Source organism: Synechococcus sp. HIMB2401 (assembly GCF_042883245.1).
Classification (GTDB): domain Bacteria; phylum Cyanobacteriota; class Cyanobacteriia; order PCC-6307; family Cyanobiaceae; genus Parasynechococcus.
Window position 1 is genome coordinate 572651 of record NZ_JBDJKK010000002.1, and the last position, 22550, is coordinate 595200.

The following is a 22550-nucleotide window of genomic DNA, read 5'->3' on the forward strand; positions in this document are numbered from 1 at the left end:
TAATGGCGGCACTGTGACAGTCCCCAGTGAACGAGCTCACGTACCGCGCTCTGGTGTGGCTGACCTATCGCCTGGCCGCCACCTTCGCCGTTGGTGTGCCTCTGGTCCTGTTGATCTGGTCGTCCTGGCGTCGCGAGCCGTTGGTGCTTCGGCTGCTCGGGATCTATTGGAAAGTGGCCAGCCTGATGGCGATCAGCCTCTTGCTGCTGACGGATCAGCGGCCCTTGGGCTACGCCATGGCGGTTGTCGCACCGGTGTTGATGGTGATCAGCCTGTGGTTCTGGGTCGACATCAATGAGGAGCTGGCCGACCAGCCGCCCTGGCGTCCGCTGCCCCTTGCCGTGAAGGTGTGGCGTTGGGCATTCAGTGGGTTTGCTCTCATCAGCCTGGGCATGAGCGTGACGGGTTTGGGCTGCATGCAACAGCTGGAGTCCTCGGCATGCCTCATCTGGCTGGAAGCTCCTCAAGGCATCCATGGTCTTGCGGCCACGGTGTCCAATTTTCTGTTCGGTGGTTTGTGGACCGAGGCCGTTGCCGCCTTTGTGGGGTACGTCGCCCTGGTGGCTTACCTGGCTGGTTTGCTGCAGTGGCTGTTGGTGCGTTTGCCCCGTTACGGCCGCGTGGCGGGGGATTTCTGATGACTGACCAGGCGCTGGTTCAGGCCCTGGAAGAGCGAACGCGTGTTCAGCCCGAGCGAGTTGTCCGCCTACGGGGTCAGGTCGTGGATGAGCCGTTTGAGTTGCTGATCTTCCGTGGGTTCAGCAGCAGCACCACCCATCCAACCGCCTTTGACCCTGATGCCTCTGTTCTCCCTGAGGGAACCAGCCTGGATCAGGCTGAGCTGCTGCAGGGGCCCTTGTCGCCAGGTCAGGAAGTTGTCATGGCTGGACCGATGCCGCCGAACGATCTCCTGGCTCAGGCTAACTGGTGAGTCCGGCGTTCCAGAACGCCAACACAGCGCCCGCAGATGTGGGGATGCTCCGGGTGCTGACCCACATCCCCCTCGTAGTGCCAGCAGCGCTCGCATTTGGTTCCCCGCGCTCGGCTCACCTCGATTGATGCCAGCTCGTCGTCCTGGCTGGCCAGCACTTCGGCCCAGGGCTCGCCGCCAATCTGCAGTTGTGAGACCAGCAGCCAGTCCCGCAGACCGTCCACCTCGGGATCCCCCGTCTCACTCAGCCAGGAGAGAGCGGCCTGGAGTTCCGGACGGCGGGCGTCAATCCGCACGGCTGCCTCAAGCGATGCGCCAAGTTCCTGACGGCCGCGGCAATCTTCAAGCACTTTGTTGACGGCGGCGCGAAGCTCCCGCAGCTCTTGTACCGGAGCGCTGAGAGCAGCATCACGCCACTCGGTTGGAACCTTCGGCCAGCCGCGGTGGAAGACCGATGTCTCCTCCACGGGATAAGGCAGGTTCTGCCAGATGTCTTCTGCCATGTGGCACAAGACAGGGGCGATCAGTCCGGCCAGCCGTTCGATGATCAGGGCCATCACGGTCTGGCAGCTGCGCCGGCGCTGGTCGGCGGGGGCACTCACGTAGAGCCTGTCCTTGGCGATGTCGAGGTAGAAGTTCGACAGATCGGTGACACAGAAGTTCTGCAGCAGCTGGAAGAAGCGGAAGAACTCGAAGCTTTCGAAGGCTTCTGTGATGTCGTCCATCACCTCGGCCGTGCGCTGCAGCATCCAGCGGTCCAGCAACGGCAGTTCCGCAATCGGGATCGCGTCGGTTGCCGGATTGAAGTCGTGCAGGTTGCCCAGCAGATAGCGGCTGGTGTTGCGCACCTTGCGATACACATCGGCCAGCTGGCGCAGAATCCCGGCTCCGATCGGCACATCGGCGGAGTAATCCACCGAGCTCACCCAGAGCCGCAACACATCGGCGCCGTAGGGCGGTTCCTGTTTCTGGTTTTTGCCCCCCTCGATGATCACCATCGGGTCGACCACGTTGCCGAGGGATTTACTCATCTTGCGGCCCTTCTCATCCAAGGCGAAGCCATGGGTGAGCACCCGCTTGTAGGGAGCGTGGCCATTCACGGCGACCGAGGTGAGCAGTGAACTCTGAAACCAGCCGCGGTGCTGGTCGGACCCTTCCAAGTACAGGTCGGCGGGATAGCTCAGGTTGTCCCGCTGACTGGCGACGGCAGCCCAGCTTGAGCCGGAGTCGAACCACACGTCCATGGTGTCGGTGCCCTTGCGCCACTGGTCGGCCTGGTCGGCGTAGGCGGGCGGCAGCAGATCCGCTTCGTCTTTCTCCCACCAGACGTCGGCACCGTGCTCGGCGATCAACGCCTGGATGTGCTCCAGGGTGTCGGCGTTCAGCAGCACCTCGCCGTTGTTGCGGTGATAAAAGACGGGAATCGGCACCCCCCAGGTGCGCTGACGGGAGATGCACCAGTCGCCCCGCTCCTTGACCATCGATTCGATCCGGTTGCGACCGGAAGCAGGGGTCCACTCCACGGCGGCGATCGCATCCAGGGCCTGTTGACGGAACCCTTCCACGGAGGCAAACCACTGTTCCGTGGCCCGGAAGATGGTGGGTTTCTTGGTGCGCCAGTCGTAGGGGTAGCGGTGGCCATAGGCCTCCTGCTTGAGCAGGGCCCCGGCGGACTCCAGCGCCTCAATGATCTTGGGGTTCGCATCCTTGAGCACATTCAGGCCCGCGAACGGCCCGGCCTCGTCCGTGAGGTTGCCGGCTTCGTCCACAGGGCAGAGCACGGGCAGGCCGTTCTTCTGGCCGGTGTGGAAGTCGTCGACGCCGTGACCAGGTGCGGTGTGCACGAGGCCTGTGCCCGATTCGGTGGTGATGTAATCGCCCCCGATCACCACCGGACTTGTGCGATCCAGCAGCGGGTGGCGGTAGGTCAGCCCGGCGAGCAGAGCGCCTTTGACGGTGGCGCGCCGGCTCAGTGGGCGCGCCAGGGTGCCGCTCAGCGTCTCGATCAGATCGGCAGCCACCAGCAGCAGTCGGCCTTCGCCGTCATCGGCCAGGGCGTAATCGAGCCTTTCATTCACTGACACCGCCAGGTTGGCCGGCAGCGTCCAAGGGGTGGTGGTCCAGATCGCCACCTGCAGGGCCTTTCCAAGGGCGTCCGTCTCCGTGGGCAGGTCCAGGCCCTCTGCCTTGAGTGCATCCCGCAGCGCCGCCGGCAGATCCACTGCTGGGAAGGCGGCGTAGACGCTGGGACTGGTGTGGCCGTCGGGGTACTCCAGTTCGGCTTCGGCCAAAGCGGTGCGTGAACTCGGGCTCCAGTGCACCGGTTTCAGGCCCCGGTAGATGTGCCCCTTGAGCACCATCTCGCCAAACACCCGAATCTGAGCCGATTCGTACTCCTTTTGCAGAGTCAGATACGGCTGCTCCCAGTCCGCCCAGATGCCCCAGCGCTGGAAGCCTTTCATCTGGCCATCCACCTGTTTGCGGGCGTAGGCGGCAGCCTTTTTGCGCAGCTTGATCGGTGTCAGCGCCTTGCGCTGATCCTGATCCATCGACTGCAGCACCTTGAGCTCGATCGGCAGACCGTGGCAGTCCCAGCCCGGCACGTAGCGGACTCGCCGCCCGTTCAACACCTGATATTTGTTGATGACGTCCTTCAGCACCTTGTTGAGGGCATGCCCCATGTGCAGAGCACCGTTGGCGTATGGCGGGCCGTCATGGAGGGTGAAGGTTGGGCCGCTGTTGTTCAGGCCCAGCTCGCCGTCGATGCCGTGGTCTTTCCAGAAGCCCTGCAGTTCGGGTTCGCGTTGGACGGCATTGGCGCGCATGCCGAATCCCGTCTGCAGCAGATTGAGGGTGTGTTTGTAGGAGGGACGTTCCTCAGCGGCGGCGTCGCGCGTCTCCTTGCTCACGGGGTCCCTGCTCTGGCCTCGGGATTATCAGTCTTCGCCCTCTGGAGATGTGACCTTGGCTGCTTCGCCGGACGCGGTGTCGCTTGCGTCAGTGATTTCAGGGGGCTCGGGACGCACCCATTTTTTGCCCGTAACCCCTGATTTCCCAGACGGTTTGAGTTGTTTGGCGATGCCGTTGATGCCTTCGCCCACCCGGCCCGTGGTGATCAGAAGTTGTTGAAGGCTGGTGCGCCAATGATCGAGCGAGGTGAACCGCTGCTGCTCGGTTTCGCTGAGGCTGTTCCAGCGGGCCTGTCCGACCTCGGACCCCAAGCGTGCGATCAACAGGCCGGCGCAGAGAACCGCCAGCATCGGCGCTCCTCGCAGACGGTCTGTGCTGGTGACCAGAACGAGACCCAGCAGCAAGACCACTGCGCCCCAAACACCATCGCGGGGACGACTGAGTTCAACGGCCAGAAGGGGAAGCAGCAGGAGTGCCAGGCCGAGCAGGAGGCAGAGATCGCCGCTGAGGGTCGCAAGCATCCGAGGTGTGGCGGTCTGCTCCCATTCTGGTGCGATCTCTAAAGTCGGGGCGTTGCCCACCTGGCGGAATTGGTAGACGCGCTGGTTTTAGGTACCAGTGGCTTTGGTCGTGGGGGTTCAAGTCCCCCGGTGGGCATTCCTTTTCCTACCGTGGTTCGGGATCGTTACAGACTTTTTGCCTGACCTCCGGATGCATCAGAGCACTGCTCAACAACAGCAGCCTCGTCCGGTTGGAGTGGGCTATCGCTCGGTTCCACGCGAATTCGTTGACCCGCCGGCCTTCTGGAACCCCACCGTCGGGCTCTTCCTAGGTGGTTATGCCCTCGCGGCTCTGACCATCTGGGGCTGGTTTGTGGCGGCCTTGCCCCTGCCGGTGCTGCTGTGCACCGGCTTTCTGGCGCTGCATCTGGAAGGGACGGTGATTCATGACGCCTGCCACAACGCAGCCCATCCCAATCGATGGTTCAATCAGGCCATGGGCCATGGCTCGGCGCTGTTGCTCGGGTTCAGCTTTCCCGTGTTCACGCGGGTGCATCTTGAACATCACGCCCATGTGAATGACCCGAAGAACGACCCGGACCACATCGTCAGCACGTTCGGGCCACTCTGGCTGATCGCCCCGAGATTTTTCTATCACGAGTGGTTTTTCTTTCAACGTCGCCTCTGGCGCCGCTGGGAGTTGATGCAGTGGGGGCTGGAGCGCAGCATCTTTGTGGTGATTGTGCTGGCGGCGGCACGCTTTGACTTTCTGCCGTTCATCTTCAACTGCTGGTTTGCCCCTGCCCTGATGGTGGGCGTGACGCTGGGTTTGTTCTTCGACTACCTCCCGCATCGGCCGTTCACCTCCCGCAACCGCTGGACGAACGCCCGGATCTATCCCGGCAGGCTGATGAACTGGCTGATCATGGGGCAGAACTATCACCTGGTTCATCACCTTTGGCCATCCATTCCCTGGTTCGAATACAAACCGGCCTATGAGGCCACCAAGCCTCTGCTCGACGCCAAGGGATCTCCCCAACGGTTGGGAATTTTTGAGACCCGCCGGGATGGTTACAACTTCCTCTACGACATCCTTGTGGGAGTGCGCAGCCACAAGCGCCGCAGCGGAAAGATGAGGCGCGCAGCCCGTTTCATGCCCGGTCGGGGGCTGCGTCGCCACTGGCTCGGTTTTGTTGATCGCATCGCGATCAAAACCGAGCCCAAACGTTCGGTGTTCCGCTGATCCGGGTTCAGTCGGCCAGGATTTTCGGAACCCGGAAGAAGTCACCCTCCCTCTGGGGTGCCTGGTTGAGAATGTCGTCCCGAACAGGGGTCGGCTGCACACCATCGGCCCGGGTGACGTTGGTCACCTCCACGGCTCGGGTGGTTTCCGGAACACCTTCGGTGTCCACCTGCTGGAGCTGACCCACGTACTCGAGGATCGACTCGAGCTGACCGGTGTAGGTCGCAATCTTGTCCTCGGGCAGATCAAGGCGGGCGAGCTGGGCCACCTTGCGGACATCGTCGCTGGAAATCTGGCTCATGACTCGCCGAGGAACGTGCGCAGATCCTCGCTCAACGCGGTGGCGGCTGTCTCCAGCAAGGCCTCACCGTGCTGGGCGGTGGCCAAGGAGGGGTGGGACCCCATGCGTCCATCGGGGTGACGGCGCCGGAAGTCGTCTGGTCCATGGATGGGACCTGCTGGCGCGGGGTCGGGCAGCGGTCGCTGCTTGCTCTGCAGGCTCGGCTCCATGGCGAGGGTGACAGCGATTTCGCTGGGCGTGGCGTGATGGCCTTCTTTGTCGCCATACAGATCGCGCGCCTGGCGCATCACGGGGCCGGCCATGAACCAGTTGGCCAGCCGACAACGCAGCTGCGGGGCAACGGGGAGATTGCGGGTGGCGGCGGTGCCGTGGGCCTGGGCAAAGGCGGCTTTGGCCGTTGCAATGTTGCCGCCATGGCCATTGATCACGAACACCCGTTCGAAGCCATGCCGGCCCAGGGACAACACCAGGTCGTGCAGAACGGCCAGAAGCGTTGCTGGCTGCAGGCTCATCGTTCCCGCGAAACCAAGGTGGTGTTCCGCCATGCCAAAGGCTTGAGCTGGTGTGACCAAAACGCCCGTGCGCCGTCCCACCTCGAGGGCAACAGCTTCTGCTGTGAGGGCGTCGGTGCCGATGGCGCCCGTGGGACCGTGCTGCTCAGTGGATCCCAGGGGAATGATCACCCCCTTGCAGCCTTGGAGGTAGCTCTCCACTTCAGGCCAACTGCGCAGGGCCAGGCGAATGGCGTTCGTGCTGTCGACAGGACCGGGAGTTGCAGCGCTCATTCAGGCTGAAGCAGTGACCTGATGATCGCTCAACTCCAGCCGATCAGTGGGCGGTGCCGTTGCCGTCGTACTGATCGGTGTTGTAGTAACCGCCGCGTGTTCCGAAAAACAGACAGGCCAAAGGGAACAGCACAATGCTGGCGAGAAGCACAGTGCCGAGGTTGAAGCTGGAGGTGGCTGCGTCCATCACCTGGCCTGAACTGACCTCAGCTTGGCGTGGATGCACCGCTAATGCATCGGTGATGTGGGTTCTGTTGTGAGTTCGCATCCTTCTCCGGGAATCTCCAGCCACTCCCTCAGCCATCCCGTGAGCCAGATGAAGGGCAGCGTGTCGGTCAACGCCGCCAGCACTTTGAACAGGTAGCCGCTGGCGATGAAGCTGAGCAGCTGCGGAAGCACGGATCGTTCCTGCTGTACAGGAAGCACATGGGCGCCGTAATGGCTGATCAGCACCACTGCAGTGGTGTCCACCAGCTGGCTCACCAGCGTGGAGCCGTTGTTGCGCAGCCAGAGCGCCTTGCCTTTGGTGAGCCGTTTCCAGAAATGAAACAGCCGCACATCCACGAACTGCGCCGTGAGGTAAGCCACCATCGAGGCGCCAATCGCACCGAAGCTGAGCTGCTGAATGGTGCGAAAGGTGGTGTCATCGCTGCCGCTCATGCCCGGCAGAACGCCCCCAAGCCAAAGGATCAGCAGCACCCAGCCGTTGAGCAGCAGCCCGACCCACACCACTTGATTGGCTTTCTGTTCTCCCCAGAGTTCGCTGATCAGATCGGTGCATAGGAACGTGATCGGATAGGGCAGTGCACCGACAGCCACCACGATCTGCCAGCTTCCAATGCTGCCCAGTTGCAGGAAGCGCGTCAGCCCCAGGATGTTGAGCATGCCGAGGGTTCCGAGGAATAAACCCGCCAGCACCAGAAACACCCCATCACGCCGTGCCTGGAGGTTGCTGTCCACAGCCTGCAACGTTCAAGCTGAAACAAGCGTGGCCGCCAGCCGGCAGCCTGTCATCGATTTCGTATCGCTTCCGCTCAATTTTTTTGCCCGTCCGGCTCAGATCGTGGGCCCCGATTTGGTGGGCTGCAGGTTGGTGAAACGCCAAGCGGATGGAGGTTTGTTGTGGGGCGTGATTGTGGAAACAGAGGCTTGTTCCCAGGACGATCCCGCCTGTCATGGCTACCGCCGCCGTTCACCGCAAAACGAAACTCTGTTCGGTGAGCCAGGGCGGTTCTATGTGTATGTCAGCTATGGCATCCACCACTGCGTGAAGCGAGCCCTGACTTGAAGGACCCCAAGTTGGGCTTGATTGTTAAGTGTTTGCCGTGGGTCAGGCAGCCAATAATCAAGCCACTGCAGCTGATTTGTGCGATTTGTCTTGCTTGAAGACCGCCAATGGCTACGGAAGGCTACGAACTTGATGAGCTGTTTTGGATAAATCAGTACTCAAATCCAAGCTGAATGCCAAAAGATCCCAAAAGGAAGAGTGTCGCGGTAGGAGATAGATGAGAAATATGCTTGGCTAGTTTGAGCAATCGGATGAGCTAGTATTAGCGTCAAAAAAGCAATTGTGAATTAGCTGTAGATAAATGGATTTTGGTCTTCGGAAAGAAGGGCTTTTAAGGCTGGAAACTCTTCAATCCTTTTGTTGCATAAATCGCGGAGTCTTGCCATGATATCGGCATCTAGATTGAGATCTGAGCCTTTGATTGCGATTTCGTCATTGCTGGGAATGAGCGGTTTTTTAAGCATCTGAATGTCAAGGCTATTGCAGAGACTTTCGGTTGCTGCAGTGTGGTTCGTTAGTAGCTGTCTGTAAGAGACGCTCTTTGCCATGGGGTTATTCTTGCATTGGGCAATGCCGTCAATCACATGTGCAGCCCAGCGCTCAAAATAGTCTTTGTAATTGGAAGTCTGATACCTTTGGGATTGACCGGAGGGTCTTGCGGTCGCAAGCTCAATGGGGGTTTCTGTTTTCGGACCTTCATCCCAGCTCCATCTATGCAGGTATTTCCAAAGTGAGGCGATCGTCTCTGCAGGATCTCTCCAAACATAAATAATCTTGAGTGGTAAGTTTTTCACTTCCTCGCCAAGATGGCTTATCGGGAAGTGTGACTTAATTATGCTTGCATTGCATCTTGAAGTGCCATTGACTTTTATATCTGACAAGCTTCTGATGTAAGTGCTAGTACTTGTGGGGTTGAAGAAATTTATCATTGATCCAAGAGGACGTAGGTCGTAGTTGAGCCATGGGTTGGAGCAATATTCGCTTACGGCGTCTATTGTGTTCATTGTGAGATGTGTTCCACTTCTTTCGTGGGAGCACACCATTAGCTGTTCCGTAATTTCCGCTGAAGTCTTAACCTGCACATTAATGTTGATGGCAAGATCTGCGTTCATGTATTGCATATATCTCTGGACTTAGATGCGAGAGCCCTGTCGTCTGGGCTTGCTCACGCTTGCTCAAGGTGGTTGAAGCAAGTTTAGGAAGGTTTTCAAGCCACTCCCATAGCCACCCAGCCCATCACCCAAGATTTCCCACGCCTGCCCCACGCCTTCTTCTGCCGTCCAGCGGAGGTCGTTGCCCCTGAGCTGATTGGCTGCCGGTTGGTGAAACGTCAAACAGACGGCAGCCTGCTTTGGGGCGTCATCGTTGAAACCGAGGCGTATTCCCAGGACGATCCCGCTTGTCACGGTTACCGCCGCCGTTCACCGCAAAACGAAACCTTGTTCGGTAAGCCAGGGCGTTTTTATGTGTATGTCAGCTATGGCATCCACCACTGCGTGAACGTGGTCACCGATCGGGCCGATTGGGCCAATGGCGTGTTGCTGCGTGCCGTGGCACTTCCCGATGAACCGGAGCGGATTGCTGCAGGGCCCGGCCTGTTGGCACGACGTTTCGGGCTTGATCGCTGTGATGACAGCCGTCCGGTGACGGGCGAACATGACGTGTGGATGGCCCCAAGGTCAGACACATTTGCCAGCCAGGATCTTGTGACAACCACCCGGATCGGCATCTCCCAGGGCGCTCCAACCCCATGGCGCTGGTATCTGCGGAGCAGTCGCAGTGTCAGCAGACGAGCTCGGGGTGATCGCATGCCACCCAAGGCCCAGTGCTGGGCGCCATCGCTGGAGTCGTCGTCATGAGTGGCTGGCCGCATCGACACGTGCTGGATCTCGCCTCGTTTTCGCGGGAAGACTTTGCTGCGGTGCTTGAGCTGGCCCAGCGGTTTCGTTCGCTGCCCGTCACTGGTGCCCGCAAACTGCCCGCCTTGCAGGGCCGTCTGGTGGCAACGCTGTTCTTCGAGCCCAGCACCCGAACTCGCAGCAGTTTTGAGTTGGCGGCCAAGCGTCTATCGGCAGATGTGATGAGCTTTTCACCCTCCAGCAGCTCACTCAGCAAAGGGGAAAGCGTTCTCGACACAGCGCGCACCTACGTGGCCATGGGCGCCGACGTTCTGGTGGTGCGCCACCGTTCCACCGGTGTGCCGCAGCAACTGGCGCTGGATCTGCAGCAGATGGGTGAGCGCACCGTGGTGCTCAATGGGGGCGATGGACTTCACAGTCATCCCAGTCAGGGACTGCTGGATCTGCTCACTCTTGCCCGGCATTTCTCGCCCCAGTACCCCATGCCGGAAGCGCTGCAAGGTCGCCGGATTGTGATTGTTGGAGACATCCTTCACTCGCGGGTGGCCCGATCCAATCTCTGGGCTTTGACGGCCTGTGGCGCGGATGTGGTGTTGTGCGGTCCTCCCAGCCTTGTCCCCGAGGATTTTTCGGCCTTCGTGGATGCTCCGCCCCCGGGTCTGCTGAAGGATCCGGTGCCGCAACGGGGCAAGGTCAGCGTGGTGCGGCGCCTGGAGCATGCGCTGCCGGGCGCCGATGCCGTGATGACCCTGCGGCTTCAGAAGGAACGGATGGGCCAGCAGTTGCTCACCAGCTTGGAGCGCTATCACCGGGACTTCGGGCTGAGCCATGAGCGCATGCAGCTCTGCGGAGAGAACGTTCCCGTACTGCACCCCGGCCCGGTCAATCGCGGCGTCGAATTGAGTGGCTCGCTTCTGGATGACCCGCGCGTCAGCCTTGTGGAAGAGCAGGTCAGGAATGGCGTGCCCACCAGGATGGCCTTGCTCTATTTGATGGCAGCTTCCGAATCCGCAACTGAGGCCTCCTTGGTGTCGAGCAGCTCCTGAGTTTGGGGGAGGCCACTGAGCTGATGGGCGTAGTAATCCATCGCTGCCTTGAGGGCGGCATCGGGTTCTGCGATGGAGGGACCTTTGCCGCTGGCCATCGGGAAGTGGGCATCCTCAGCATCAAGGGCCAGATGCTGGCTGGGCATTCTGGTTAGCAGAATCGAGGCCCGTTGCCGGGTCGCCAGGGCGTACAGCCATTTGATGCTCAAGGTGATCCGGTTCTCTCGGTTGGGGATCAAGGCCAGGTGAACGATGGCCCACAGCAGCAGGCCCAGGCGTCCAGAAAATTTGAAGCCATGCAGGTCGGCCACTGCACTGGCGTGCACCACAGCCATGCTGCCGAAATCGACGTAGCGGAAGGTGGGGCGGGAACCTCCGGAGACGATTGCAGCGATGTCTTTGCCGATGAATGTGCCGGCCTGTTTGGCGGGAGCCGCCATGCCCGGCAGCGGCCTGCCATTCACGGTGTGGCTGTAGCTGCAGAGATCACCAGCGATGCGGATCTCGGGATGGCTGGGAATCGAGAAATCGGGGTTGACGATGACCCTTCCACCGCGATCGTGGTTGCAACCGGTGGCCTCCGTGAGCTTCTGTCCCAGATGGGATGGCTTCACACCAGAGGTCCAGATCACCGTTGCCGCCTGGACTCGGACATCACCATCGGGGCTGCTGATCACCACCTCTCCGGGCCGCATGGTTTGGACGCGGCCCTGGGGCAAAAACTCAATCCTGTCGCGTTTGAGAGTCGCAAGGGCCGCTTCGGAGAGCTCCTCTGGCATCGCTCTCAGCACTCTGTCGCCGGGGTCCACCAACACGATCCGTGTTTTCTGGGGATCCAGCTGTTTGAAGGCATTGTTCAGGGCCCACCGCATCAACTCTGAAACGGCAGCAGCCATCTCGCAGCCGCTGGGGCCGGCACCAACGATCACCACCGTCTGCAGAAACTGGCGTGCCTCGGGGTTCGGTGTCTGCTCCGCCTGCTCCATCGCCATCAGCAGACGGCGACGTATTTCCTCGGCGTGCTCGAGGATTTTCATCGGGGGCGCAAAGGTACGCCAGTCTTCGTGGCCGAAATAAGTGCTGCCTGATCCTGTGGCCAGGATCAGATGGTCATAGCTGTAGGCCTTGCCGTTGAAAACGATTTGTTTGCCTTCGGGGTTCACGGTGGTGACCTCCCCAGCAGCACCTGCACGTTGTCTTGCTTGCCCACCAATTCGCGCAGAGGCGTGGCCACATCACTTCTCGAGACCAAACCTGTGGCCACCTGATTGAGCAGTGGCTGGAACAGGTTGAAGTTGCGCTTGTCAATCAGGGTGATGCGCACATTGGCCTTGGCCAGGGCTTTGCAGGCATGCACCCCTGCAAAGCCTCCGCCGACGATGACCACATGCGGTGCATGACGTAACCGCTCCGCTGGCGGTTCAAGCTCCAGGAAGCAATGGTTGCTCGCCATTTGCATCCCATCGGATTCTTTCCCAAGGGTATGAATCGCAATCTTGGTTGGCTGTTTTGAACGGTTCTGCTTCAGATCAGCTTGAACCCTTCGAGAAAGAGGCCGTAGAGAAAGCCAATACGACCAAGGTCCAGGAGCTGTTGGGGCAGCTTCAGTGATGGTTCGGAGCTGCGTCGGCGCCGGATCGTGAGTTCAGTGCCAAGAACCACCACAAGCGCAGCAACGGGGTCCATTTGCCCGAGAACGCCTGCCACTGATGTGATGGCGCTACCGATCAAAAAGCCAATGAGTCCGGCAAGGGCCAGCAAGGAAAACCGCCGCCAAGGATTGCGCGCCCATCGATCCAGCCTTTGAAGTGCTGCTCCAACGTTGGTTTGCAGCCGGGTGGATTGAAGCCGTTGCACGGCACTGGTTTCAGGGGAAGAGGCAGGGTTGAAACCAGTGATCCCCATCACCCGGCCATGCCCCTGCCAGCCCCTGTTTACACCACCCGTAGGCAACCTGCAGGCATCAGACACTACGGATAGGAGATTTCAATAAAAAACCCGGGACAAGCCCGGGCCAGGTGATGGGGATTGAAACAGCAAAGCCAGAGCTGAGGGCTTTGACAACGGCTTGCGCTGAAAGTTATTTGGACTCAGCCTTCGCTTTTCTGGACGCTTTGCCTTCGAGAAGCTCCAGCAGAGCTTCCATTTGTGCCATCACACCGCGAACTTCGCCCGCTTCGGGAAGAAGGCCGTCTTCCATGACTCCTTGGTGCATCTCGCGCAGCTCTTGGCGGATGTAGCGCAGGTGGCTCACGACCTGCTCGCGCTTCGATTGCGACATCGGCTACGGGGGAGTTCAACACCCCTTTTACCTCATGGGGGGTCAGGTGCGGCGTGATGGGGCGCGACTTATCGCACCGGCTGCAGCCAGGAGTGTGAAGGTGAGCAGAGCTGAAGGTCGTGCCACGGTGCTGAACACCACCAGGACAAACAGGCCAATAAGTGGCAGGCGACGCTGCAAAAGCGCAGTGGAGAATAGGGGATTCGAACCCCTGACCTCTGCGGTGCGATCGCAGCGCTCTACCAACTGAGCTAATTCCCCGGTCAGCCAACGCTAGCCGGCACGGCCTGCGTCAAACTGCCATGAATGGGGGCTGAGGACGGCTTGATGCTTACGCAGGAACGGCTCGAAGCTTTTGACGAGGCCTCGACGGCCGAACTCGCCCGCCGGCTTGAAGAGGACGATTACCCCTCTCCTTTCGACAGCCTTTCGGATTGGCACCTGCTTCGGGCGCTGGCCATCCACCGGCCCGAACTGATCCTTCCGTACCACCATTTGGTGGACCAAGAGCCTTTTGATGAAGACTGACCAGGCGTCGCCACTGTCGTCGCCACTGTCGTCGCCACTGTGCGGGCGGCGTGTGCTGGTCGCCGTCAGCGGCAGCATCGCTGCTGTTAAGACGCCATTGCTCGTCAGCGCGCTGATTAAGGCCGGTGCTGAGGTGCGCTGTCTTGTGACCACCAGTGGTGCTGCCTTGGTGAGTCCCGTGGCGCTCGCCAGCCTCAGTCGCCATAGCTGCTACCTCGAGGCCGACCAGTGGGACTCCGCCTTATCCAGGCCGTTGCACATCGAGTTGGCGGAGTGGGCGGAGTTGGCCATCGTTGCGCCCCTTAGTGCCAGCAGCCTGTCCCGCTGGAGCCAGGGTTCAGCCGATGGTCTGCTCGCCAGTGTTCTGCTGGCCATGGAAGCTCCTGTCATCGCGGCTCCGGCGATGAACACGGCCATGTGGCGTCACCCTGCGGTGCAACGCAACTGGCAGCAGGTTCAATCCTTCCCTGGGGTGATCCCCCTCGTGCCGGCGTCCGGTCTCTTGGCCTGTGATCGCGTCGGCGATGGGCGCATGGCCGATCCGCTGTTGATTGAGTTGGCGGCTGCGTCTGTGTTCAGCCGCGGTTCGGGAATTCCTGACGTGACCCTTGATTGCTCGGGGATGACTGTTCTTGTTTCGGCTGGACCGACGCAAGAGTCGATTGATCCGGCCCGTTTCCTGAGCAACCGCAGCAGCGGCCGCATGGGTGTGTTGCTGGCGCAGGCGGCACGCTTCCGGGGTGCCACCGTTCATCTGGTGCATGGTCCATTGGATCTCCCCGACGCCTGGCTTGAAGGCCTGGAGTGCACTGCGGTGGAGAGTGCCGCCGAACTCGGTTCAGCTCTGCACTTGGCTCAGCCCGGATCCGATGTGCTCGTCATGGCTGCTGCCGTCGCTGACCTGCGGCGCGATGCCGCTCCCCCAAGCAAACTGGCCAAGCAGGATCTTCAGCAGGCTTTTGTCTCCGGTTGGGCCGAAGTGCCTGATTTGCTGTCGAATCTGACCCGCCAACGCCGTCCCGGACAGTTGGTTCTCGGCTTCTCAGCGCTCACAGGCAGCGATGCCCATTTGCTGGAGCGGGCTGAAAGCAAGCGGCTGGCGAAGGGCTGCGATCTGATGATGGTGAATCCCGTGGATCGCGATGGTCAGGGTTTCGGGGACCAACCCAATGGAGGCTGGTTGCTTGGAGATGGCTGGAGACGAGAGCTGCCCGTGACGGCCAAGCTCTCTCTGGCCCATCAATTGCTTGATGCTCTGGTTGAGGCTCGGGATCAGGCCGCGGCGTCGATGGAGTCCTGACCGAGCAGGTCGATGAAGGTGCGCAGCTGAAGACGAGGGATGTAGGGCCAGCCTCCGTTTTTCTCCATTCCCTGCAGAAGTGTGAACAATTTCTGGCGGTTTTCTGGAAGGCTTTGACGAAACGGACCGTCCTGAACGTCGCGATGCAGGGCCTCAAGCTCACGCAGCAGGGTGAGCAGTGCTTCGGGATTTCCCCTCAACTCCTCTGCCAGCTCGCCCAGGGCGGCCAGTGCCGGAGCCATCCGTGCCTGGGTCGAATTGGGATCGTTGGATGTCACGCGCTTTCGACAAGTTGTTGAGAGCTGCAAAAGGCTAGCCCTGACGTCATTTTTCGCCCTGTAAGATCCAGATCTGACGGCATTCCGTCCCCATTAGCGTTCAGCCGATCGGCTCCTTCCATGCGCATTCGTCCTCTGCTGGCCGTCGTGCTGGCGCTCTGCCTCGCGTTCTTCACCACGGCCTGCAGTGGCGACAGTGATGCAGTTCAGCGTGGTGGATCCAACGTCACCTACGACGACATCCACAACACCGGCAAAGCCAACGATTGCCCCACGATTGGGGATTCAGCCCGGGGCTCGATTCCTCTGACGGCCGGTGGCAGCTACGAGCTGCGTGAGATCTGCATGCACCCCGTGCAGGTTTATGCCAAGGAGGAGCCCAAGAACATTCGTCAGCAAGCCGAGTTTGTTGAGGGCAAGATCCTCACCCGTTACACCTCCAGCCTCGACTCCGTTTTTGGCGATCTGAAGGTGACGGAATCTGGCCTGCAATTCCAGGAGAAAGGTGGAATCGACTTCCAGCCGATCACCGTTTTGGTGCCCGGTGGCGAAGAGTTCCCCTTCACGTTCTCCAGCAAGTCCCTCAATGCCACTGCTGATGGCTCGGCTCTGACCACCAGCACCGACTTTGAAGGCACTTATCGCACCCCCAGCTACCGCACCAGCAACTTCATTGATCCCAAGGGTCGGGCTCTGACCACTGGTGTTCAGTACGCCCAGGGTCTTGTGGCACTTGGTGGTGATGACGAGCAGCTCGAGAAGGACAACAACAAGCGCTACATCGATGGTGTGGGAACCATGAGCCTCTCCATCACCAAGGTTGATCCTGAAACCGGAGAATTCGCTGGTGTGTTCAGCGCCATCCAGCCCTCTGACTCCGACATGGGTGGTCGTGAAGTGGTCGACATCAAGATCACTGGCGATCTCTACGGCCGTCTTGAAGAGGCTTGATCGAGGTCATCACAACAGGTTGCAAGGGGGCTTAGGCCCCCTTTTTTGTGGCCCATTGCAATCCTCCGGCGATCTGGGAGAATCGCCCGATCTTTCCATGCAGCCATGACCGCCAGTGCTTCAGCTCCTGCCCAGCGATCCGGTGTGATTGCTCCCTACGGCGGAACGCTGGTTGATCTGATGGTGGCAGAGGCGGATCGTGCCGCTGTGAAAGCCACGGCGACCAAAACGATCGAGTGTTCCGATCGCAACGCCTGTGATGTGGAGCTGCTGTGTGTGGGTGGCTTCTCTCCTCTGCGTGGCTTCATGCACCAGGAGGACTACGACGCCGTGGTCAGTGGGCATCGTCTGGCTGCTGGCCAGCTGTTCGGTCTGCCGATCGTGATGGACACCGACCGCGATGACGTGGTGGTGGGCGACAAGCTGCTGCTCACCTACAAGGGTCAGGGCCTGGCCGTCCTCGAGGTGGAGGACAAGTGGGAACCCAACAAAGTGGCTGAAGCCAAGGGCTGCTACGGCACCACCTCCATCGAGCACCCTGCGGTTCGGATGATCACGATGGAGCGCAAGCGCTTCTATCTGGGTGGAAGCCTCCAGGGTCTTGCTCTGCCCGAGCGGGTGTTCCCCTGCAAGACCCCTGCTGAGGTGCGTGCAGGCCTGCCCGAAGGTGAGGACGTGGTGGCGTTCCAGTGCCGTAACCCCATTCACCGCGCGCACTACGAACTGTTCACCCGTGCCCTGCATGCACAGAACGTCAGTGACCACGCTGTGGTGCTCGTTCATCCCACCTGCGGTCCCACTCAGCAGGACGACATCCCTGGTGCCGTTCGCTTCCAGACCTATGAACGTCTGGCGGCCGAAGTGAACAACGACAGCATTCGCTGGGCCTACCTGCCCTACGCCATGCACATGGCCGGTCCGCGTGAAGCGCTGCAGCACATGATCATCCGCCGCAACTACGGCTGCACCCATTTCATCATTGGCCGGGATATGGCCGGCTGCAAATCGTCTCTCACCGGTGACGATTTCTATGGCCCTTACGACGCTCAGAACTTCGCGAAGGAGTGTGCCCCCGAGCTCACGATGGAAACCGTTCCCTCCCTGAACCTCGTTTACACCCAGGAAGAGGGCTATGTGACGGCCGAGCATGCTGAAGCGCGTGGCCTGCACGTGAAGAAGCTGAGCGGCACCCAGTTCCGCAAGATGCTGCGCGGTGGTGAGGAGATTCCCGAGTGGTTCGCCTTCAAGAGCGTGGTTGAGGTGCTCCGCGCCGCCTGAAGACTGAGAACCCGTTTAACATTCCTTCATCTACGAGACGACCTGTGAACAAGCGTTGGCGAAATATCGGTCTCGGGGCCCTCTTGGTTCTGGCGATCGTTGTGATTGCACCAGCTTTCTTTGGTGGCGGCGGTGGCAGCCAGCCCCAGGTGAACACAATCCGCTACAGCGAGTTCGTTGAGGCGGTGAAGGATGACCAAATCAGCCGTGTGCTGATTTCTCCTGATCAAGGCACCGCCCAGGTGGTTGAAAACGACGGCCGTCGTGCCCAGGTCAACCTGGCCCCCGATCGTGAGCTGCTCGGCTTGCTGACCGAACACAGCGTTGATATCGCCGTGCAGCCCTCCCGTCAGACCCCTGGCTGGCAGCAGGCTGCTGGAAGTCTGATCTTCCCTCTGCTTCTGCTCGGTGGTCTGTTCTTCCTCTTCCGGCGCGCCCAGGGTGGAGGTGGCGGCAACCCAGCCATGCAGTTCGGCAAGAGCAAAGCGCGGGTTCAGATGGAGCCCTCCACCCAGGTGACCTTCACCGATGTGGCCGGCATTGAAGGGGCGAAGCTTGAGCTGACCGAGGTGGTCGACTTCCTCAAGAACCCCGATCGCTTCACGGCCGTCGGCGCCAAGATCCCCAAGGGTGTTCTGCTTGTGGGGCCTCCTGGCACCGGTAAGACCCTTCTCGCCAAGGCTGTGGCTGGTGAAGCAGGTGTTCCCTTCTTCTCGATCTCTGGTTCTGAGTTCGTTGAGATGTTTGTTGGCGTTGGTGCCAGCCGCGTTCGCGACCTCTTCGAGCAAGCCAAGAAAAACGCTCCCTGCATCGTCTTCATCGACGAGATCGATGCCGTTGGCCGTCAGCGGGGTGCAGGCCTCGGCGGTGGTAACGACGAGCGTGAGCAAACGCTGAACCAGCTCCTAACGGAGATGGATGGTTTCGAGGGCAACACCGGGATCATCATCGTGGCGGCCACCAACCGCCCGGACGTGCTCGATGCCGCTCTGATGCGCCCTGGACGTTTCGATCGTCAGGTCACCGTTGATCGGCCTGACTATTCCGGACGTCTACAAATTCTTGGCGTTCACGCTCGCGGCAAGACCCTCGCCAAGGACGTCGATCTCGACAAGGTTGCACGCCGGACACCTGGTTACACCGGTGCTGATCTCGCCAACCTTCTCAACGAAGCCGCCATCCTTGCGGCCCGTCGCGAGCTCACCGAAGTGAGCAACGACGAGATCAGCGATGCCATTGAACGGGTGATGGCGGGCCCGGAGAAGAAGGACCGTGTGATGAGCGAGCGCCGCGCTCGCCTGGTGGCCTATCACGAGGCTGGTCATGCCCTTGTGGGCGCTCTGATGCCGGACTATGACCCGGTTCAGAAGATCTCGATCATTCCCCGCGGTAATGCCGGCGGTCTGACCTTCTTCACCCCCAGTGAAGAGCGAATGGAATCAGGTCTCTACTCCAGGGCCTACCTGCAGAACCAGATGGCTGTTGCCCTTGGCGGTCGGGTGGCTGAAGAGATTGTCTACGGCGAAGATGAGGTCACCACTGGTGCCTCCAACGACCTCCAGCAGGTTGCTTCCACAGCGCGTCAGATGATCACCCGCTTCGGCATGAGCGATGAGCTGGGTCCTGTTGCCTTGGGGCGCGCGCAGGGTGGCATGTTCCTTGGCCGCGACATCGCTGCGGAGCGTGACTTCTCTGAGGAAACCGCCGCCATGATCGATAAAGAGGTCTCTGAGCTGGTCGATGTGGCCTACAAGCGCGCCACCAAGGTGCTCGTCGACAACCGAGCCGTTCTGGATGAATTGGCTGAGATGCTCGTTGAGCAGGAGACTGTTGATGCTGAAGAGCTTCAGGAGCTGCTGATTAAACGTGACGTCCGGGTCGCCGAATACGTCTGATTTCGATTCGTCTTCCAACCCTTGGCTGGTGCGGCAGGAGCTTTTGGTGGCATCCCTGCAGCATCAGCCGCTTTTGTTGGTGATTCGGCCTGAGCCCGACGACCTCGCGGCTTCAGGCTCTGGTTTGTTGGACCAGGTGAAGCAGCTTCATGCCGCAGGACTTCGACATCTCGAAGTGGCCTGGGTTGACCAGCCAGGCTGGATGGGGTTCATGCAACGGGTGCAAGACCATTGCCCTGGTCTGAATCTGGGGGCTGCTTCGGTGACGGTCTCCAAGGCGCTCAACGATCTATCTCGGCTTGATTTCAGTTATGCCATGGCACCGTGCTGGTGCCCTGAGCTCGTGGAGCAGGCCAGAGAACTTGGTGTCTTGCTGGTGCCTGGGGTCTTCAGCCCCACTGAGGTTCACCAGGCCATGCGGTTCGGCTGTCGTGTCGTCAAGCTGTTTCCCGCTGCCAATCTGGGGCCTGGTTACTGGAGCCGCTTGCAGGCGCCCCTTGGCCCCCTGCCCTTCGTGATTGCCGCTGGTGGTCTCGAGGTAAGCGACCTTCCCGTATGGCTGGAGGCTGGGCATGGCGCCGTGGCTCTGGGCCGCAGGGTGGTGGGATCGCCGCCTGCATTCCGGGCACTTCTCGACTGGTTGCGTCAATCGACAAGCCAGCGTTGACGCCAACGACTGGTCGACATGCGTCCAAAATGCTACAGATGAGATAGTTATCCAACTGCGTCATGTCGCAGCTCACGATCAAGCTCAGCGACAAGGCCGATGCCCTGATCGCTCAGCTTCAGAAGGAGATCTTCAATCGTCGGCGCAAGAAGGTTTCGGCTGCTGGAGTCGTGGAGACCCTGGTGGAGAGCGGCGCGAAATCGCAGTCTGACAAGCGTTTTGCCACGTCCTGGACGAACCTGATCAAGGACATTGAAAAGGCGGCCAAGCTCTCCTACGCCCATGGCAGCAAGCCATCCACCCTCAGTGATGAGGAGTGGGCCCTGGTGTTGAGTCATCGCAGCCGTGGGACCACCGGTCGTGCACGCCGGACGGTGAAGAAAACGTTGGCTGCCAAGAAACCAGCCTCAGCCAAGGCTCAGGCCAGCAAAAAGCCCGCCCGCCGCACCCGGACCCGCAGCGCGGCAAAGACGAAAACGGCCGCAGCGGCGGTGAGCTCCAGCTCAGCGGTGGGTTCCGTCTGAACTGATTGAAGGGTCGTGCTCACCAAAGGCTGCATTGCCCCTGCTGCCTCAGCAGGTGATCAGCCAGAACGAGTGCCACCATCGCTTCCACCATCGGTACGGCCCGCGGCAGAACGCAGGGGTCGTGCCGTCCTTTCCCAGCGAGTGTGGTGGCCTTGCCATCGGAATCGATGGTCTGCTGCTCTTTGCGGATCGTGGCCGTTGGCTTGAAGGCCACTCGGATCACAATCGGCTCACCATTGCTGATCCCTCCCTGGATGCCCCCGGAGTTGTTGGTGGCGGTCTTCAGCCGTCCATCGTCGGTCGGCACAAAGGCGTCGTTGTGCTCGCTGCCTTTCAACAGCGTTCCATCGAAACCAGACCCAATTTCAAATCCTTTGGTGGCCGGCAACGACATCACAGCTTTGGCGAGGTCGGCTTCGAGTTTGTCGAACACTGGCATGCCCAGACCAATGGCGGGATGACGCACCACGCATTCGATCACCCCGCCGCAGGAATCACCCTCGCGGCCAATGGCTTCGATGCGCTCAATCATCCGCTCGGCGATCGCTGGCTCGGGGCACCGAACGATGTTGGCCTCCACATCACTCAGCTGAACCTGCTGTGGGTCGATGCCGGAGGCTTCGATGGTGTGGATCCGCTTCACCCAGGCCAGGATTTCAGTTCCTGCCGCTTGTTTCAGCAGTTGTTTGGCGATCGCACCTGCAGCGACACGGCCGATGGTTTCCCGCGCTGATGCACGTCCACCACCGCTGCGGGCTTGGATTCCATACTTCGCCTGGTAGGTGGCATCGGCATGGGAGGGCCGAAAGGCGACCGCCATGTCCTTGTAATCCCCGGGTCGTTGGTCCTTGTTCCGCACGACCATGGCAATCGGGGTGCCAAGCGTGGTTTCGCCATCCAGCAGGCCACTGAGAATTTCCACCTGGTCCGCTTCCTTGCGCGGTGTGGTGATGTGGCTTTGGCCTGGCTTGCGTCGGTCCAGTTCGACCTGAATCGACTCGACGCTGAGGTTGAGCCGTGGTGGACAGCCCTCAACGATGACACCCACCCCTCCTCCGTGGGATTCACCGAAGGTGCTGATCCGGAAGAGGTCGCCGAAGCTGCTGCCCATGGCCATTGATCGATGTGGTGAGGCTACGAAGCCATCGGTTCAGATCAACTCCGGATGGGGCAATTTCGGACGTTCTGTCGCGGGATGCTGCCGGGCCATCTCGAAATCACAGAACTCAAATCCCGGCCCGACACAACAGCTCATCAATGAGTAGTCACCAAGACTCCGCGCCGCCTGCCAGGTGTTGGCGGGAACCACCTGGATGGGGTTGGACGCATGCAAAGCATCACGTTTCAGCCCTGTGCCATCGCCCTGGCATTGAAAGAGCTCCAGCGTGGCCCCATCAATGTGCGTCCAGACTTCGTCTCCACAGATCACCCGATGCCAGCAACTCACGGCACCGGCGGGCAGCAAAAACAGAATGGCCGTCAAGGCAGATCGCTCGGCACCGTCCTGTCGTTGAACTTGGTCTGGACTGCGATGCAGCTCTCGGTACCAGCCCCCCTCTGGATGGGGCTTTAAGCCGAGGTGCTGGATCAGGGTTTGCGTTTTTCTCATGGCAGTCCGGCGCGTTGTCTCATGCTTTTCAGTTGCTGCTAGTCCCTGCCCATCCATAGGACTGCTCAGTCAATGCCCACCAGCAAAAGCGGTTGGTTCTTGTCATGTCGAGGTTGCCTTGCTTCCACACTGCTGAGTCGACTTAAAGCGTTGCTGAGGAGTTGGCAACCTCTACATCGCACCGAGTTGTGCAGAGAGGGCCACAGATGGCTCCTCGCTATGGATGGTTGATTGGAGCTCAATTCTGCAAGCACAACAAAAAGCCCCCTCCGAGGAGGGGGCTTTCCGATTCAGTTGATCTGAACCGTTTGTTGATTCCAGATCAACCGATGGCAGGAGCCTGCAGAGCCACAGGAGTGGACTCAGCAGCAGC

The 22550-nt window shown here is 60.3% G+C and carries 25 protein-coding genes, 2 tRNA genes and 2 pseudogenes; 14 read left to right on the plus strand and 15 right to left on the minus strand.

The genetic code is table 11. The features are described 5' to 3' along the window. The first annotated feature begins 26 nt into the window (after positions 1 to 26). Positions 27 to 638: a DUF3177 family protein gene (locus AAXE93_RS07800; RefSeq protein WP_390129704.1), complete on the plus strand. Its 612-nt coding sequence runs from the start codon at positions 27 to 29 to the stop codon at positions 636 to 638. Then, positions 638 to 931: a hypothetical protein gene (locus AAXE93_RS07805; protein ID WP_390129706.1), complete on the plus strand. Its 294-nt coding sequence runs from the start codon at positions 638 to 640 to the stop codon at positions 929 to 931. Before AAXE93_RS07800 ends, AAXE93_RS07805 begins: the two co-directional genes overlap by 1 nt. On the opposite strand, the gene ileS is transcribed toward AAXE93_RS07805, so the two are convergent. Together ileS and AAXE93_RS07815 are read right to left on the minus strand one after the other, a co-directional pair. Then, positions 916 to 3840 carry an isoleucine--tRNA ligase gene (ileS, locus tag AAXE93_RS07810; RefSeq protein WP_390129709.1) on the minus strand — a complete coding sequence of 975 codons (2925 nt, stop codon included), beginning with the start codon at positions 3838 to 3840 and terminating at the stop codon, positions 916 to 918. The genes AAXE93_RS07805 and ileS overlap by 16 nt on opposite strands. A gap of 27 nt (positions 3841 to 3867) precedes the next feature. After that, complete coding sequence (locus AAXE93_RS07815; protein ID WP_390129711.1) at positions 3868 to 4362, minus strand: Ycf66 family protein; 495 nt, start codon at positions 4360 to 4362, stop codon at positions 3868 to 3870. Positions 4363 to 4416: 54 nt separating this feature from the next. Here AAXE93_RS07815 and AAXE93_RS07820 point away from each other — a divergent pair. Beyond that, a tRNA-Leu gene (locus tag AAXE93_RS07820) sits at positions 4417 to 4498 on the plus strand. A gap of 54 nt (positions 4499 to 4552) precedes the next feature. Then, positions 4553 to 5584, plus strand: coding sequence for a beta-carotene hydroxylase (gene crtR, locus AAXE93_RS07825; RefSeq protein ID WP_390129714.1), 1032 nt, complete (start codon positions 4553 to 4555; stop codon positions 5582 to 5584). A gap of 7 nt (positions 5585 to 5591) precedes the next feature. Here crtR and gatC read toward each other — a convergent pair whose 3' ends face one another. Genes gatC through AAXE93_RS07845 form a run of 4 tightly spaced genes read right to left on the minus strand, consistent with a single transcriptional unit; the run spans position 5592 to position 7630 of the window. Continuing rightward, entirely contained in the window at positions 5592 to 5885 is a 294-nt protein-coding gene (gene gatC / locus AAXE93_RS07830) for an Asp-tRNA(Asn)/Glu-tRNA(Gln) amidotransferase subunit GatC (protein ID WP_114988151.1), read from the minus strand. After that, positions 5882 to 6670, minus strand: coding sequence for a creatininase family protein (locus tag AAXE93_RS07835; protein ID WP_390129717.1), 789 nt, complete (start codon positions 6668 to 6670; stop codon positions 5882 to 5884). Before AAXE93_RS07835 ends, gatC begins: the two co-directional genes overlap by 4 nt. Positions 6671 to 6713: 43 nt before the next feature. Further along, the gene (locus AAXE93_RS07840; RefSeq protein ID WP_170950905.1) at positions 6714 to 6857 is read right to left on the minus strand and encodes a hypothetical protein; all 144 of its coding nucleotides are present in this window, start codon (positions 6855 to 6857) and stop codon (positions 6714 to 6716) included. A gap of 41 nt (positions 6858 to 6898) precedes the next feature. Then, complete coding sequence (locus AAXE93_RS07845; protein WP_390129721.1) at positions 6899 to 7630, minus strand: queuosine precursor transporter; 732 nt, start codon at positions 7628 to 7630, stop codon at positions 6899 to 6901. A 28-nt stretch (positions 7631 to 7658) separates the two neighbouring features. On the opposite strand from AAXE93_RS07845, the pseudogene AAXE93_RS07850 reads away from it, so the two are divergent. Beyond that, positions 7659 to 7940 (plus strand): annotated as a pseudogene (locus tag AAXE93_RS07850) (DNA-3-methyladenine glycosylase); the annotation flags it as partial. Between the two features lie 305 nt (positions 7941 to 8245). Here the strand turns inward: AAXE93_RS07850 and AAXE93_RS07855 are convergent. Beyond that, the gene (locus tag AAXE93_RS07855; RefSeq protein ID WP_390129723.1) at positions 8246 to 9070 is read right to left on the minus strand and encodes a sulfotransferase domain-containing protein; all 825 of its coding nucleotides are present in this window, start codon (positions 9068 to 9070) and stop codon (positions 8246 to 8248) included. A gap of 108 nt (positions 9071 to 9178) precedes the next feature. Here AAXE93_RS07855 and AAXE93_RS07860 point away from each other — a divergent pair, with 108 nt between their 5' ends. Then, positions 9179 to 9817 carry a DNA-3-methyladenine glycosylase gene (locus AAXE93_RS07860; RefSeq protein WP_390129798.1) on the plus strand — a complete coding sequence of 213 codons (639 nt, stop codon included), beginning with the start codon at positions 9179 to 9181 and terminating at the stop codon, positions 9815 to 9817. Next, on the plus strand, positions 9814 to 10863 hold the full coding sequence (locus AAXE93_RS07865; protein WP_115009533.1) for an aspartate carbamoyltransferase catalytic subunit: 1050 nt from the start codon (positions 9814 to 9816) through the stop codon (positions 10861 to 10863). The genes AAXE93_RS07860 and AAXE93_RS07865 overlap by 4 nt, the downstream gene beginning before the upstream one ends. On the opposite strand, the pseudogene AAXE93_RS07870 reads toward AAXE93_RS07865, so the two are convergent. The 5 genes and pseudogenes from AAXE93_RS07870 to AAXE93_RS07890 all read right to left on the minus strand — a co-directional run bounded on the left by AAXE93_RS07870 (position 10803) and on the right by AAXE93_RS07890 (position 13405). Beyond that, a pseudogene (locus AAXE93_RS07870) lies at positions 10803 to 12316 on the minus strand (NAD(P)/FAD-dependent oxidoreductase). The gene AAXE93_RS07865 and the pseudogene AAXE93_RS07870 sit on opposite strands and share 61 nt — an antisense overlap. A 71-nt stretch (positions 12317 to 12387) precedes the next feature. Further along, entirely contained in the window at positions 12388 to 12768 is a 381-nt protein-coding gene (locus AAXE93_RS07875) for a DUF565 domain-containing protein (protein ID WP_390129725.1), read from the minus strand. Positions 12769 to 12943: 175 nt separating this feature from the next. Further along, the gene (locus tag AAXE93_RS07880) at positions 12944 to 13144 is read right to left on the minus strand and encodes a hypothetical protein (RefSeq protein ID WP_011363323.1); all 201 of its coding nucleotides are present in this window, start codon (positions 13142 to 13144) and stop codon (positions 12944 to 12946) included. A gap of 42 nt (positions 13145 to 13186) precedes the next feature. Then, positions 13187 to 13324 (minus strand): hypothetical protein, encoded by a 138-nt coding sequence (locus tag AAXE93_RS07885; protein ID WP_170950906.1) that lies wholly within the window; start codon positions 13322 to 13324, stop codon positions 13187 to 13189. 8 nt (positions 13325 to 13332) lie between these two features. After that, positions 13333 to 13405: transfer RNA gene (locus AAXE93_RS07890), tRNA-Ala, on the minus strand. Between the two features lie 66 nt (positions 13406 to 13471). Between AAXE93_RS07890 and AAXE93_RS07895 the strand changes: the two genes are divergently transcribed. Both AAXE93_RS07895 and coaBC read left to right on the plus strand, forming a co-directional pair. Next, entirely contained in the window at positions 13472 to 13672 is a 201-nt protein-coding gene (locus AAXE93_RS07895) for a DUF2555 domain-containing protein (protein ID WP_025362051.1), read from the plus strand. Further along, positions 13662 to 14972: a bifunctional phosphopantothenoylcysteine decarboxylase/phosphopantothenate--cysteine ligase CoaBC gene (coaBC, locus tag AAXE93_RS07900; protein ID WP_390129729.1), complete on the plus strand. Its 1311-nt coding sequence runs from the start codon at positions 13662 to 13664 to the stop codon at positions 14970 to 14972. The genes AAXE93_RS07895 and coaBC overlap by 11 nt, the downstream gene beginning before the upstream one ends. Here the strand turns inward: coaBC and AAXE93_RS07905 are convergent. Further along, entirely contained in the window at positions 14945 to 15214 is a 270-nt protein-coding gene (locus AAXE93_RS07905) for a hypothetical protein (RefSeq protein WP_244276136.1), read from the minus strand. The two genes, coaBC and AAXE93_RS07905, sit on opposite strands and share 28 nt — an antisense overlap. Positions 15215 to 15370: 156 nt before the next feature. Between AAXE93_RS07905 and AAXE93_RS07910 the strand changes: the two genes are divergently transcribed. From AAXE93_RS07910 to AAXE93_RS07930, 5 genes are all read left to right on the plus strand, one after another. Beyond that, a complete protein-coding gene (locus AAXE93_RS07910) occupies positions 15371 to 16201 on the plus strand; it encodes a photosystem II manganese-stabilizing polypeptide (RefSeq protein WP_114988159.1) in 831 nt (276 codons plus the stop codon). Positions 16202 to 16306: 105 nt separating this feature from the next. Continuing rightward, positions 16307 to 17479: a sulfate adenylyltransferase gene (gene sat, locus AAXE93_RS07915; protein ID WP_390129732.1), complete on the plus strand. Its 1173-nt coding sequence runs from the start codon at positions 16307 to 16309 to the stop codon at positions 17477 to 17479. A gap of 44 nt (positions 17480 to 17523) precedes the next feature. Then, on the plus strand, positions 17524 to 19374 hold the full coding sequence (gene ftsH / locus AAXE93_RS07920; protein WP_006851961.1) for an ATP-dependent zinc metalloprotease FtsH: 1851 nt from the start codon (positions 17524 to 17526) through the stop codon (positions 19372 to 19374). Further along, positions 19346 to 20041 (plus strand): bifunctional 4-hydroxy-2-oxoglutarate aldolase/2-dehydro-3-deoxy-phosphogluconate aldolase, encoded by a 696-nt coding sequence (locus tag AAXE93_RS07925; protein WP_390129735.1) that lies wholly within the window; start codon positions 19346 to 19348, stop codon positions 20039 to 20041. The genes ftsH and AAXE93_RS07925 overlap by 29 nt, the downstream gene beginning before the upstream one ends. Before the next feature lie 62 nt (positions 20042 to 20103). Further along, a complete protein-coding gene (locus AAXE93_RS07930) occupies positions 20104 to 20565 on the plus strand; it encodes a hypothetical protein (protein ID WP_186496958.1) in 462 nt (153 codons plus the stop codon). 19 nt (positions 20566 to 20584) lie between these two features. Here AAXE93_RS07930 and aroC read toward each other — a convergent pair whose 3' ends face one another. Both aroC and AAXE93_RS07940 read right to left on the minus strand, forming a co-directional pair. Further along, positions 20585 to 21679: a chorismate synthase gene (gene aroC / locus AAXE93_RS07935; protein WP_390129738.1), complete on the minus strand. Its 1095-nt coding sequence runs from the start codon at positions 21677 to 21679 to the stop codon at positions 20585 to 20587. Positions 21680 to 21718: 39 nt separating this feature from the next. Next, a complete protein-coding gene (locus AAXE93_RS07940) occupies positions 21719 to 22177 on the minus strand; it encodes a cupin domain-containing protein (protein WP_390129740.1) in 459 nt (152 codons plus the stop codon). Positions 22178 to 22550 lie beyond the last annotated feature (373 nt).

What these genes read in the sequence shown, in the direction of transcription:
- AAXE93_RS07835 (WP_390129717.1), bottom strand. Translation starts at nt 6,670, where the DNA reads ATGAGCGCTGCAACTCCCGGTCCTGTCGACAGCACGAACGCCATTCGC.
- AAXE93_RS07865 (WP_115009533.1), top strand. Translation starts at nt 9,814, where the DNA reads ATGAGTGGCTGGCCGCATCGACACGTGCTGGATCTCGCCTCGTTTTCG.
- AAXE93_RS07895 (WP_025362051.1), top strand. Translation starts at nt 13,472, where the DNA reads ATGCTTACGCAGGAACGGCTCGAAGCTTTTGACGAGGCCTCGACGGCC.
- AAXE93_RS07855 (WP_390129723.1), bottom strand. Translation starts at nt 9,070, where the DNA reads ATGAACGCAGATCTTGCCATCAACATTAATGTGCAGGTTAAGACTTCA.
- crtR (WP_390129714.1), top strand. Translation starts at nt 4,553, where the DNA reads ATGCATCAGAGCACTGCTCAACAACAGCAGCCTCGTCCGGTTGGAGTG.
- AAXE93_RS07905 (WP_244276136.1), bottom strand. Translation starts at nt 15,214, where the DNA reads ATGGCTCCGGCACTGGCCGCCCTGGGCGAGCTGGCAGAGGAGTTGAGG.
- AAXE93_RS07815 (WP_390129711.1), bottom strand. Translation starts at nt 4,362, where the DNA reads ATGCTTGCGACCCTCAGCGGCGATCTCTGCCTCCTGCTCGGCCTGGCA.
- AAXE93_RS07840 (WP_170950905.1), bottom strand. Translation starts at nt 6,857, where the DNA reads ATGGACGCAGCCACCTCCAGCTTCAACCTCGGCACTGTGCTTCTCGCC.
- gatC (WP_114988151.1), bottom strand. Translation starts at nt 5,885, where the DNA reads ATGAGCCAGATTTCCAGCGACGATGTCCGCAAGGTGGCCCAGCTCGCC.
- coaBC (WP_390129729.1), top strand. Translation starts at nt 13,662, where the DNA reads ATGAAGACTGACCAGGCGTCGCCACTGTCGTCGCCACTGTCGTCGCCA.
- aroC (WP_390129738.1), bottom strand. Translation starts at nt 21,679, where the DNA reads ATGGGCAGCAGCTTCGGCGACCTCTTCCGGATCAGCACCTTCGGTGAA.
- AAXE93_RS07880 (WP_011363323.1), bottom strand. Translation starts at nt 13,144, where the DNA reads ATGTCGCAATCGAAGCGCGAGCAGGTCGTGAGCCACCTGCGCTACATC.
- AAXE93_RS07940 (WP_390129740.1), bottom strand. Translation starts at nt 22,177, where the DNA reads ATGAGAAAAACGCAAACCCTGATCCAGCACCTCGGCTTAAAGCCCCAT.
- AAXE93_RS07930 (WP_186496958.1), top strand. Translation starts at nt 20,104, where the DNA reads ATGTCGCAGCTCACGATCAAGCTCAGCGACAAGGCCGATGCCCTGATC.
- AAXE93_RS07910 (WP_114988159.1), top strand. Translation starts at nt 15,371, where the DNA reads ATGCGCATTCGTCCTCTGCTGGCCGTCGTGCTGGCGCTCTGCCTCGCG.
- AAXE93_RS07875 (WP_390129725.1), bottom strand. Translation starts at nt 12,768, where the DNA reads ATGGGGATCACTGGTTTCAACCCTGCCTCTTCCCCTGAAACCAGTGCC.
- AAXE93_RS07805 (WP_390129706.1), top strand. Translation starts at nt 638, where the DNA reads ATGACTGACCAGGCGCTGGTTCAGGCCCTGGAAGAGCGAACGCGTGTT.
- sat (WP_390129732.1), top strand. Translation starts at nt 16,307, where the DNA reads ATGACCGCCAGTGCTTCAGCTCCTGCCCAGCGATCCGGTGTGATTGCT.